Origin of the sequence: Gilvimarinus agarilyticus (genome assembly GCF_000832015.1) — a bacterium.
Lineage (GTDB): Bacteria > Pseudomonadota > Gammaproteobacteria > Pseudomonadales > Cellvibrionaceae > Gilvimarinus > Gilvimarinus agarilyticus.
In genome coordinates, this window is sequence record NZ_JXCJ01000001.1 from 2,192,338 (window position 1) to 2,204,767 (window position 12,430).

General features: G+C 48.6%; 10 protein-coding genes. 8 read left to right on the plus strand and 2 right to left on the minus strand.

Going from position 1 to position 12,430, the window contains the following annotated elements; genetic code table 11:
- The first annotated feature begins 54 nt into the window (after window positions 1–54).
- Complete coding sequence (locus tag SD69_RS09410) at window positions 55–426, plus strand: YbaN family protein (RefSeq protein WP_041523014.1); 372 nt, start codon at window positions 55–57, stop codon at window positions 424–426.
- A gap of 106 nt (window positions 427–532) precedes the next feature.
- On the opposite strand, the gene SD69_RS09415 is transcribed toward SD69_RS09410, so the two are convergent.
- Together SD69_RS09415 and rnk are read right to left on the minus strand one after the other, a co-directional pair.
- Complete coding sequence (locus tag SD69_RS09415) at window positions 533–1,807, minus strand: O-acetylhomoserine aminocarboxypropyltransferase/cysteine synthase family protein (protein WP_041523015.1); 1,275 nt, start codon at window positions 1,805–1,807, stop codon at window positions 533–535.
- A gap of 57 nt (window positions 1,808–1,864) precedes the next feature.
- Entirely contained in the window at window positions 1,865–2,254 is a 390-nt protein-coding gene (gene rnk, locus SD69_RS09420; protein ID WP_041523016.1) for a nucleoside diphosphate kinase regulator, read from the minus strand.
- Window positions 2,255–2,944: 690 nt separating this feature from the next.
- Here rnk and sufT point away from each other — a divergent pair.
- From sufT to SD69_RS09450, 7 genes are all read left to right on the plus strand, one after another.
- Window positions 2,945–3,511, plus strand: coding sequence for a putative Fe-S cluster assembly protein SufT (gene sufT / locus SD69_RS09425; protein WP_052481368.1), 567 nt, complete (start codon window positions 2,945–2,947; stop codon window positions 3,509–3,511).
- Between the two features lie 13 nt (window positions 3,512–3,524).
- On the plus strand, window positions 3,525–3,734 hold the full coding sequence (locus tag SD69_RS18450; RefSeq protein WP_084591534.1) for a DUF3565 domain-containing protein: 210 nt from the start codon (window positions 3,525–3,527) through the stop codon (window positions 3,732–3,734).
- 1,212 nt (window positions 3,735–4,946) lie between these two features.
- Entirely contained in the window at window positions 4,947–7,997 is a 3,051-nt protein-coding gene (locus tag SD69_RS09430) for a TonB-dependent receptor (RefSeq protein WP_041523017.1), read from the plus strand.
- A gap of 139 nt (window positions 7,998–8,136) precedes the next feature.
- Complete coding sequence (locus SD69_RS09435) at window positions 8,137–8,868, plus strand: SapC family protein (RefSeq protein WP_041523018.1); 732 nt, start codon at window positions 8,137–8,139, stop codon at window positions 8,866–8,868.
- Window positions 8,869–8,886: 18 nt separating this feature from the next.
- Complete coding sequence (locus SD69_RS09440) at window positions 8,887–9,924, plus strand: cupin-like domain-containing protein (protein ID WP_041523019.1); 1,038 nt, start codon at window positions 8,887–8,889, stop codon at window positions 9,922–9,924.
- A gap of 28 nt (window positions 9,925–9,952) precedes the next feature.
- On the plus strand, window positions 9,953–11,449 hold the full coding sequence (locus SD69_RS09445; RefSeq protein WP_041523020.1) for a tryptophan halogenase family protein: 1,497 nt from the start codon (window positions 9,953–9,955) through the stop codon (window positions 11,447–11,449).
- Window positions 11,450–11,453: 4 nt separating this feature from the next.
- The gene (locus SD69_RS09450; RefSeq protein WP_041523021.1) at window positions 11,454–12,173 is read left to right on the plus strand and encodes a DUF6445 family protein; all 720 of its coding nucleotides are present in this window, start codon (window positions 11,454–11,456) and stop codon (window positions 12,171–12,173) included.
- Window positions 12,174–12,430: the final 257 nt, after the last annotated feature.

Consider the following 12,430-nt stretch of genomic DNA (forward strand, 5'->3'; position numbering starts at 1 on the left):
CGCTATTGTTGATGGTCCCGCCCCCTACCAATGGGTTGTTGGGTGCTAACTCGTATGGCGTGGCGCGCGCTCGCTTTATTGTTTGTGGGGTTGGGGCTGATAGGGGCATTGGTGCCAGGTTTGCCCACCACTGTTTTTTTGTTGCTCGGGGCCTGGGCTTCAGGCCATGGCTGGCCGGCACTTAATCGTTGGCTGTTAACACACCCCAAGTTTGGCCCGTCTATAAATCAATGGCAGCAGCACCGCGCCGTTCCCCGGCGGGCAAAATATGCTGCGGCGACGATGATGAGTATCAGCGCACTGTTAATTTGTTTTTCTGGAATGCTCGTTTGGGCAAAGCTGCTGCTAATTGCTGTTATGTTGAGTGTTTTGCTTTGGTTGTGCTTGCGCCCTGAGGTGGGGGATGACGCTAGACGGAGCCATTAAGAACGTATCGTTTTAGGTTGCGAAGGCGGTTGTAAAAGTCTCTGACGGTTGCCCTGATCAGAGACTTTTAGGGGATGTATAAGTGGCCGTTACCACCAGTACGTGCTTAGCTAACGTTATCCAGTGCCTGATCAATATCCGCTAAGATATCGTCGATATGTTCAATCCCTACCGACAAGCGCACGAGATCCTCAGAAACACCCGCTGATTTTAATTCATCTTCATTGAGCTGGCGGTGCGTAGTGCTGGCTGGATGACAGGCGAGTGATTTGGCATCCCCAATGTTGACCAAACGCAAAATCATTTGCAGCGCGTCGATAAAGGTTTCACCTGACTTTTTGCCGCCTTTAATGCCAAAACTTAAAATTCCCGAGGCGTGCCCTGCAGTAATTTTTTTGCACATCGCTTGGTGCGAGCTGTCGGGTAGGGCGGCGTAGTTAACCCAGGTTACTTTGGGGTGCGCCTGTAGGTGTTTGGCAACAGCCAGTGCGTTTTCGCAATGACGCTCCATGCGGATGCCCAAAGTTTCCAGCCCCTGCATAATTAAAAATGCACTGTGAGCCGCGAGGGCTGAACCAGTATTACGCAGTGGTACAACCCGGCAGCGACCAATAAAGGCCGCCTCTCCCAGCGCTTCGGTATAAATAACATTGTGGTATGAAGGGTCCGGCTCATTGAGCATAGGGTAGCGTGTTTTATTGGCGACCCAGTCAAACTTTCCGGAATCAACGATAATGCCACCCACAGTAGTACCGTGTCCGCCAATGTATTTGGTGAGTGAGTGCACAACAATGTCAGCACCATACGCAAAAGGTTTACATAAGAAGGGTGTGGCCACTGTGTTATCGACGATTAAGGCCACGCCGTGCTTATGAGCGATGTTGGCGAGCTTTTCAATGTCTACGATATTACCCGCCGGGTTGCCAATGGACTCACAAAACACAGCTTTTGTGTTGCGGTCTATTAAGCTCTCGAGTTTGTCATAGTCGTCAAATGAGGCCATGCGTACTTCAATGCCCTGGCGGGGAAAGCTATGGGCAAATAAATTGTAAGTGCCGCCATAGAGTTGACTCGTGCTGACGATGTTGTCCCCGGTGCCGGCAATGCACTGAATCGCGTAGGTGATGGCCGCCATGCCGGAAGCTAGGGCAAGGGCGCCAATGCCACCTTCCATGGCCGCTACCCGAGCCTCCAGCACCGCATTGGTGGGGTTCATAATGCGGGAGTAGATGTTGCCTTCTACTTTTAAATCGAATAAGTCGGCACCGTGTTGGGTGTCATCAAAAGTAAAAGACGTAGTCTGATAAATAGGGGTTGTCGCGGCTTTGGTTGTGGGGTCTGAGCTATACCCACAGTGTAGTGCTAAAGATTCGAGTTTCATGTTGGTCTCCTACCGAGAATTAGGTGCGTCGATAAAATGTAGCACACAACGTGGGCGCTAGAGCGTGGCTGGCGGGGCCACTTTATTGACTTGCACGATGGTTTTTTTGCTGGTTGATAGCGGCCAGTCAATCTCAGCCCCTTCTTGCATGCCAATTAGCGCGCTTCCCACAGGCGTTAAAATTGATAATTTGTGCTCACTATCGTCGAGCTCTGAAGGGTAGACGAGTTGATAGGTAAATGTTTTTTGCGTGGATTGCACCGTAAAGGTCACCGTAGAGTGCATGGTAACGACATTGGCGGGTAGCTTCTGTGGTGAAACGATCTTTGCGCGTTCCAGCTCATCCAAAAGTTGCTCGGTGATGTCGTCTTCTGGCACCGAATCAACCAGTGCGGATAAGCTGTTGTAGATTTTTCGAGTAAGTATAATTTTAGGTTTGACGCCCATGACGGTGCCTCCTGATGTTTGGAATAGGGAAGTATAGAAAGCCCTTAAAGCGCAGCTTTAAAAGGCGGGTTGTTTTAGCTTCGGGATAATAAGAGTGGCTTTTGCCTGCATAGACGCTGACAAAAAGCCGACGCTAGCGTGCCGAGTGCTAGAGCAGCACTCTTTAAAGGGGGAAGAGAGGTGTAAGCCTCCACATAAGAAACTGCAAAATACTGCTCACAAAGGCTGCCGCTAAACAGGGAATATGAGCTTGAGATTACCGCAACAGTGTATAAAGTCAATCGCTTAAAGCGCCTATTGCAGGCGTGCCACGCTCTAGCTTGCTATAGTTGACTATTTTAGTCGGGTATTTTTTGTCTTTGCCTGCAGTGGTATAATGACGTTTTGCTGACTCTTCGATTATTAGGACGCTCTATGCCGCCCAAGCTACAAATCTCCGACGCCGCCCGCGACTACTTGATTGACCTGCTGCACGGGCGAGGGGTCGAGGCTGTACGCGTTTTTGTTAACCAACCGGGAACACCACGAGCCGAAACCTGTTTGGCTTATTGCCGCCCTGGTGAAGAGGTGGCTACCGACGTTACGATAGAAAAAGGCGACCTCATCTTGCGCTTAGATAAGCCAAGTTTGCCCTATTTAGAGGGGTTAGATATTGACCTTAATGAGGTTGGAAGCCGCAGTCAGTTGGTGATGCGTGCCCCGAATGCAAAAAAATCATCCAGCGTGCAGGGCCGTGAGGTGGTGTTTGAACGTGAGTGCCCCGTTAAAGTTGTGCCGGCGGGGGATGATTTAATGGTGCCAAAAGGTGCTGAAGCGGTTATAACCCAGGCGTTAGGGGCGAGTTATACGTTGTTGTATCACGGTAACTTGATTCGTATAGATGGCAAAGATGCCGATGCTATTGGGCTTAGCACCAATGCACTGGAGTTTGAGGCCAGAGCCGATGGCTTGATCGATGAGGATCAAGTGTGGGAGGCGCTTGGCATGGTGTACGACCCCGAAATTCCGGTCAATATTGTCAGCCTGGGGCTGGTGTATAAAATGAATATCGAGCAAGCCGCCCAGCGGGTGGATGTGGTAATGACATTAACGGCGCCGGGTTGTGGGATGGGCGATGTGTTGGTCAACGATGTAAAGCGTCGACTTGATGAAGTGCCTAACGTTAAGAGTCATGATGTTGAGTTAGTGTTTGACCCCGCGTGGGACCGCTCGATGATGAGTGAAGAGGCCCAGCTCGAAACAGGTATGTTTTTTTAGTAGAGGCGCATGTGTGCAGCAGCCAATAGTGGGTTATCACCTCGACACAGAGAGTCATTGGGTTGCCGAGCTAGGGTGTGGGCACTATCAGCATGTGCGTCACAATCCGCCTTGGGTGGTGCGCCACTGGGTGACTACCGAGATGGGGCGTGCGGCCATGCTGGGGTGCCCGTTACGCTGTAAAAAGTGCGATGACAAAGCCCCTCGGGATGATCTCCATTAGCGGTTCCTGATGAGTGTCGTTGAGTCAGTTAGCCGCGGCTAAAGCCCACTTTGTTGTCATGCAATTAAGTTGTGTCAGTTACTGCCCCCTCTCGGGGCCGTTGCAGCTTTAAAGTCCATAATCGCAATTCCTTATTTGCGTACGATGCAATTTCTCCTGCCATAAACGCTTGGTTATCTGGGTATTTGCTGACGCCCCCATACCAAATTTCGTTGTTTTTACACCGCATGGCAGCAAAATAAACTTATTTTTTCGTTTAATATTATGAGCTGTAATCGGTTACATTAGCGTTTTGTGACAGCGCTGTCTCTTGTTGGTCATGCGATAGCCCAGCTGGCAGGCGGCTAAGCGGCGAGAGTTGTATATATATACATGTTAAAGGTGCGGTGTATCGAGGCTCTGGTAGCGATAACATAAAATTTACCTGTTTTTTTTAGTTTTCTCTTATTCCGCGCAATCATAAGGGCTTTATGAGGATGATAGCGTGATCATTTTGTCTTGGTGGACTATAACGTTGGTTTTTAATCGAAGGGCTTGGTTAATAAAATAGCTATAAAAAACAATTAATTAGAGTTTTTTATGTTGGTCTCAGGGCGACGCCTGAATTTACCAATGGTTTTGATTTTATTTATGGCCGACAAAAGGTGGGCCATCAATTAGAAAAATGCGTTACTTTCACGTTAATGTTAACAGCGGGGTTGTAACCGTATACATTTTTGGCTTAATAAAATAGCAGTTGAATCCTTAAATTGGTTACCGTAAATTTCTGTAATGCCTGCTGGCGATTGATAATAAATTTTGCGATTCAAATTTTGCGATTAAGCGTCGCGGGACTTCTCTACAACATATTGTCCACTAGGTGCCATTGACTCTGAGGTAAAGGACTATGCTTAGAAAGACCCTGCTGTGTTCTCTAGGTTGCTAAGCGCTATTTCGTTATGAGTGCGGAACTTTTTCGCTGTATGAAAAAAGTCGTTGAAACATCACATTTATTAACGTAAATTTAGCAGATACTTAAAGTCAATAAGACTAAAACGGTGTCGGTGTGACTATGTGTGTCTACGCTGGCATGCACTAGGCGAAGCCCAACGCCTTGAAATTGGCGGTTAATACCCGCTAGCTCTTCTGCCGAATCGGTTGCTAAAACGATTGGGAAAGAAGGCACGCGCTGTACCGGAAATTGATTCCGAATGATAATAAAAGGAGAGACCCATGTATAACAAAGTAAGCTTTAAGCGAAAGTTGATCGCGACCGCGGTCGCGTCTTGTGCGTTGTCAGGCGCTAGTGGCCTGACTTTCGCGCAAGACGATCAAATGCTGGAAGAAGTGGTTGTTACTGGTATCCGCGCATCGCTCGAGCGCTCAATGGATATCAAGCGAGATTCATCGGGCGTTGTCGATGCGATCTCTGCAGAAGATATTGGTAAATTCCCTGACAGTAACCTTGCAGAATCGCTGCAACGTATCACGGGTGTGTCGATCGACCGTCGTAACGGCGAGGGCTCCAACGTAACTATCCGCGGCTTTGGCGGTGAGAATAACCTGGTTACTTTGAATGGGCGTCACATGCCAGCGGCCAGCGCCTATGGTGGCGGTAGTGGCTCTGGTGGTACCCGTAACTTTGGCTCTCGTTCGTTCGACTTTGCAAACCTTGCTTCCGAGGCGGTACGGGGTATTCAAGTTTATAAAACCGGTAAGGCTAATGTGTCTACTGGTGGTATCGGTGGTACGGTCAATATTCAGACTACGCGTCCACTCGACAATCCTGGTCTCTCCCTTAGTGTTGGTGCCAAAGCGCTGCACGACACTACTGTTAGCGACTCTCAAGATGACATCACCCCGGAACTCTCCGGTTTGGTGAGCTGGACGGACGACAACGAAATGTTTGGCGTGTCCTTGTCAGCCAGTTACCAAGAGCGTGATTTTAGCTTTGCCGGTGCGGGTCTTAACGACTGGAATATCGCGACCTGGGATGGTCCTGAAGGTAGCTTGTACTCGTTTGCTGATGACTACGAGCTGGTTAATGCACCAGATCAGGGTCAGCTTTACGCCCGCCCGAACGACATTCGATTAAGCTACTCGGAAAGCCACCGTGAGCGTACCAATGCTCAGCTGACTCTGCAGTTCCGTCCGGTAGATGACATTACCATGACGGCTGACTACACATTTGCCGAGAACCATATTCAAGAGCACCGCGGCGAACAAACCTTTTGGTTTGCAAATGGCCAGAGTGTGGATTATTTAGAATTCGACGATTCAGGCGTGGCAACACCTCTAATCTATTCTGAAGTTCTCACTAACAAAGACAACGGCTACGAGCAGCAGTATCGAGATCAAACCAATACGTTAGAGTCGCTTGGCTTTAATGTTGAGTGGAACGTAACTGATAACTTCTCGGTACGTTTAGATGCTCACGACTCATCTATGGAGAGTCTGCCCACTGCTCCGGGCGGAACGGGCTCGCTTGATGTGAGTGTGGCTGCACCTATTCACGCGTCTCAGCGGGCTTATTTTGGTGCCGATTTGCCAACAGTGGCAACCACCATCAATGATTCTAATACCAATAACAATGGTATGTGGGATCTGAACGACTTTGGTACCCAAATGGGACGTATCTGGTACGCTGACCAGGTAACTGATATTTCTCAGGTTAAGTTAGAAGGTACCTTAGAGTTTGATAATGGACGCTTTGATTTTGGTGTTGAGTCTCGCTCCATGGAAACCACCAGTAAGCAATCTAACAATCAGCTAGTGTTGGGTAACTGGGGGGTGAATGATGCGGGCCAAATCGATGATGGTCTGCTGCGTGAATTTGATATGCGTAGTAAGTTTGAAGATTACGACATGTCAAACCATCAGGCATATGCGGTGCGAGCAACCGACCCCGTTGCCTTGATGACTTGGGCGACCGACACGTATAACTATCCATTTGAAGTGGCTCAGCCATTTACCACCAATAACGACCTTAAAGAAGACACTCAGGCTGTGTTCTTACAAGCATCCTTTGATGGTGCTTTGGGTGATATGACCACCAAGTTAACCGCTGGTGTTCGTTATGAAACTACAGATGTCGATTCGTCGTCACTGGTAGCCGCGCCATTATGGCTGACCTGGAACGATAACAATGATTTCTTGACTGAGACTGATGGTGTAGAGGCGCAGCCTTACTCCGTAGAGGCGAGTTACGACAACTTGTTGCCTAGCCTGGACTTCAGTATCGACCTAACTGATGACGTTGTGAGTCGTTTCTCGTACAGCAAAACGATTGCGCGCGCCGGCTACGGGTCATTGGCGGTGTCCGCCAGTAACTTTGCTACCGTTGGTTCTACTTATTTAGGTACCCAGCCAACTGCACAAGCCTCTAATCCAGGGTTGTTACCACTTGAGTCGGATAACTTTGACGTGTCGTTTGAGTGGTATTACAACGATGCAAGCTATGCGTCTGTTGCGTTCTTTGAGAAGCGGGTAGCTAACTTTATTGGGCAAGAGCAGGTATTGACGACTCACTTTGGCATTAAGGATCAGACCAATGGCCCGCGGATTCGTGCTGCAGCGGACGCGTTGGAAGCCGAAGGTATGGCATTGAACGATACCAACTTGTTCGTGATGATGGGTGTGCTAGAGCATCCCGGTGAGTTTGGTACTCCTTCGGACATTGAGCGTGATGGCAACCAGGTAACCCCTGAATATCAAGGTCAAGTCGTTGATTATGTAGCCGGTTTGACGCCTTATGAGGGGATTATTCCCGCTGATGGCGATCCAGAAATGGAGTTTCTAACGGCAACACCAACCAACAACCGTGAAGCAAAGTTGTATGGTTCTGAGCTTGCTATTCAGCACTTCTTTGGTGAGACTGGCTTTGGTGTGCAGGCAAACTACACCATCGTACGCGGTGATGTAGGCTTTGATGATCTGGCTGACCCCAGTGAATCGCAGTTTGCATTGACAGGTCTGAGTGACTCCGCCAACTTGATTCTGATGTATGAGAATTACGGTGTTTCCGCTCGCTTGGCCTATAACTGGCGTGACGAATTCTTGAATGAAACCAACCGTGGTAACGGCAATAACCCGACTTACGTCGAAGCCTACAGCCAAGTTGATATGAATGTAAGCTATGACATTTCGGATAACTTTACCGTGTTCTTAGAGGGCATCAATATCACGGAAGAAAATACTCGACATCACGGCCGCTCTGAAGCCCAGTTGTGGTACTTGGAGGATATGGGTGCTCGCTACGCTCTGGGTGGTCGTTACACCTTCTAAAGCTAGTTTTTTGCAGTACTCTAAAGCCGCTGATTTTTCAGCGGCTTTTTTATTTTCGCCTCTTTTGTTGCCGCGCTCTGTGTGGTTCAATAAAGGAAAGCATTAATCAATTATTATAATAAGTTTGACTGGAGCGCTTATGACGAAGCATGTAGTGCTGAATAATATTGAACACAAGGACCTTAGAATCATCGAAGATTACTCGGAAAAATACGGAGATGATGTCAATAGCGTCCTTACTTTTCCTACCGAGTTTTCGGATATTCAGCGGAATTACCCAATTTTGTTTAAAAAGAGCGCTGATGCTGGTGTGTATCAGCCTATTGCTTTGCTGGGGCTGGAAAAAAACGAGAATTTATTTTTACATGAGCCGGATTGGCGCGCTAGCTATGTGCCGAGCGTTCAGTCTAGAGGGCCATTTCTTATTGGTTTTCAAGAACGGGAGGCAGATGGCGAAATACGTCGCGAGCCGATTATTCATGTGGATATTGAAGACCCTAGGGTAAATGAAAAATATGGTTCATCTGTTTTTAAAGAGCATGGTGGGAATACCGCTTACCTTGAAAAAATGGTTGGTACTTTACAGAGAATTCATCAGGGGCTGTCAGCCAATAAAGTCATGTCGGCAGAGTTCGAGCGTTTAGAGTTGTTCGAGCCTGTGAGTTTGGAAATTGAGGTTCACAAAGAACATGTTTATAAGATTTCTAACTTTTATACGATTAATACAGATAAGTTGGCGGCGCTACGGGGCGAGACGCTAGAGCGCTTGCACCAATCAGGGTTCTTGCAGTGCGCAACCTTTGCCGTGGCGTCGTTGGCAAATATTAATTCACTCATTGAGTTAAAGCGGAGTAGACTGCTTGAGCAATAAGCTCAAATAGAGGAAGTAATGATGAAGCCGGTTACAGATAAGAGGGCGCGTACGCTAAACGGTGTTGAGTGGGACGCCATCCCTTTTGCTGAGCTTATTGCAGGGCAGCAGCCGGTCGTGTTAAAGGGCGCGGTGCGTGATTGGGAGTTGGTTAAAGCGGCCGGGCATTCATCCGGCAGGGTGGTGGAATATTTAAAGTCATTTTATAACGGGAAAACCGTGGCGACGTATTTGGCGGATGCGTCAGAAAAAGGTCGGTATGCTTATACGCACGATCTTGCGGCCCTCAATTTTTCGACAAAGCGACTGCCTCTGGATGCTGTGCTAGACGAAATTCTGACCCATAAAAATGATCCCGCTCCTCCAGGAATCTATGTTGGATCAACGACGATTGATGCTTGCTTGCCGGGCCTGCGCAAAGAGAATGACTTACTGTTTGATGACATAATGTTTGCAGAGCACTCGCCTTTAGCAAGTATTTGGCTGGGTAATGCCTCACTAATATCGGCCCATTATGATGCGCCTAATAATATTGCTTGTTGTGCAGTGGGTAAACGCCGGTTTACTCTGTTCCCACCTTCACAAATTCACAACCTTTATCCCGGCCCTTTGGAGCCCACGCCGGGCGGACAGGCTATTAGTATGGTGGACTTCGCCAACCCCGACTTTACTAAGCATCCCAGGTTTAAGAGGGCACTTGAGACGGCCCTGGTGGCAGAGCTTGAGCCAGGGGATGCCTTGTTTTATCCGAGTATGTGGTGGCACCAAGTTGAAGCATTAGAGTCACTAAATGTATTAATTAATTATTGGTGGAGTACATCACCTAAATATATGGGCACGCCCATGAACGTTTTGATGCATAGCCTTTTGAGCCTTCGGGACAGGCCGAAAGAGGAGAAGCAAGCCTGGAGGGATGTGTTTGATTATTACATTTTCGGCGACTCCGAAAGTCCTGTGGAACACTTGCCGGAGCATGCCTGGGGGGATCTTGGCCCATTGGATGATGTGAAAGCTCGTAAGTTACGTGCCTACTTATTAAACCGTCTCAACCGTTAATGTTTGCCATAATTAAGAGAGATTACTTTTGCACTCTAAGCCTGTAAGAAAAGTCGTAATTGCCGGTGGTGGAACTGCTGGTTGGATCGCTGCTGCAGCATTGTCTCGCCAGCTTGGTGAGTTGCTGGACATTACGCTAGTCGAATCTGATGATATTGGCACTGTGGGTGTTGGTGAAGCGTCCATACCGACAATGAAGACTTTTCATAAGCTACTGAAAATTAGCGAGCAGGAGTTTATGAGATGTACCGAGGCGACATTCAAGCTCGGAATATCTTTTGAAAACTGGAAAGATGTGGGCAAGTCTTATATTCACTCGTTTGGTAAAACTGGTAAAGAAACCTGGCTCGGAGAGTTTCATCATTTTTGGTTGCGTGCACGTGAGCTTGGCTTTGGTGAGGATTTTGGCGATTATTGTTTAGAGTTGCAAGCCGCCCGCGAGGGTCGCTTTGCAACATCGGAACAATCGGACATTAATTATGCGTATCACCTGGATGCCAGCCGCTATGCCAAGTTTTTACGGGGTATAGCAGAAAAAGAAGGCGTGCACCGTGTTGAGGGTAAAATTTCGCAGGTACAGCAGGATCACGAGACCGGCGACATCGTGGCGTTGCAGTTGGACTCGGGCGAGCGGCTGGAAGGTGATTTATTTATCGACTGCACAGGCTTTCGCGGGTTACTGATCGAGCAAACCCTACACACTGGCTACGAAGATTGGAGTCATTGGCTCCCGTGCGATAGGGCGGTGGCTGTTCAAACAAGCAGCACTCAAGCGGCTGTGCCTTATACAAGGTCCATTGCCCAGGATTCTGGTTGGCAGTGGCAAATACCTTTGCAGCATCGAATGGGAAATGGTCTGGTCTACTGCAGTGCTTACATGTCTGATGAGCAGGCTCAGGCGGCGTTGTTGGCTAACATTTCCGGGGATCGCTTAACGGAGCCCCGATTGATTAAATTTCGTACCGGTCGCCGCCGTAAAGTGTGGAATAAAAACTGTGTTGCGCTTGGGTTGGCGGCGGGCTTCTTGGAGCCCTTAGAGTCGACGAGTATTCATCTGATTATGATTGGCGTGACCCGATTGTTGCAGTTGTTCCCATTTAATGGCTGTCATACGAGCTTGGTGAATCAATTTAATCAGGTTTCAGCCGATGAAATGGAAAAGATTCGTGATTTCATTGTGCTGCACTACAAAGTCACGCAGCGCGCCGATTCGGCTTTTTGGCGTCAGTGTGCTCAGATGGAGGTGCCCGAATCTCTGGCCCATCGCTTGGAGCTGTTTAAGTCTGATGCTCAAGCTTATCAAACCGATAGTGAGTTATTTAGGGTCGACTCCTGGACTCAAGTAATGCTGGGGCAGGGGTTGATGCCAGATGATTATCACCCGGTGGCACGAGCTATGGGTGATGAGTATTTAAAGAAGTTTATGCTTGAGTACCGTCAGTCTTTGCAAAAAATGGTGCAGAGCATGCCTCTGCACCATGAATTTATCGCCCAATATTGTTCCAGTAGTCCCGGCCGGGACTGATGTCATGAACTTTCGGTTACCAGATGACATTACAGTGAAAGCGCTCGAGTTTGGTCGTGAGTGTTCGCCTTTACTGGTTATAGACCAGTGTATTGACCGCCCTGAGGTGTTGGTCGAATTGGCCAGTGAGTGCGAGTTTTCCCCGCCTAAGCAGGCTTTCCCGGGCGTTAGGGCGGTAGCTCCAGAGGCCTATCAGGCGTATTTGGCGCTTACGTTGTTTCCTCATTTGGCTGTTGCTTTACAGCCGTTATTGCAAACCCACTTTTCGCTTACTGGAGATCGGGTCCGGTTTTCAATGTGTCACTATTCATTGGTGACAACGCCCGCGACGCAGTTGGGCATGATTCAACGGATTCCCCACGTCGATTCGTTTGACTCCCAAGGGCTTGCGACGGTGCATTACCTGTTTCGTAAACCTCTGGGCGGTACTGCCTTTTACCGACATCGAAAAACCGGGTTTGAGGTGATAAACGAGTCGCGAAAGCGTGAATACTTTCGTTCTCTCGAGGCCGAGAACGCAGGCCCGGATCTACCAGAGTCTGGGTATATTAACGGTGATACCCCACTTTTTGAGCAAATAACGCGGCAAGAAGCAGTGTATAACCGAATGCTGATTTATCGTCGTAGCTCGCTGCACTCCGGCTGTATTGATCCAGCCTTTGTGCCCGATGCCAATCCGGCTACTGGGCGGTTGTCCATTAATTCATTTATCGACATCCTGTAATCGAGACCACACCGTCAAGTATTGATTTGAGGTGTATGTCGTCACAGCTGGGCCGCAGCTAGCCTCATTGGCTACTATTCAGAAGCCTCGGGTCCGCTGAAAACTGTTTGCCTGAGAAAGCCTCGCACACAGTTCGGCACCTGATGCTCGGATCGACCAATTCTTGATGCTGCCTGAGATACGATCAATTTTGGTCTGTTCAGAGACGGTATTGGCTATTGCGTCGATATGGCTGCCTCTGCGCTTGACACAACTTG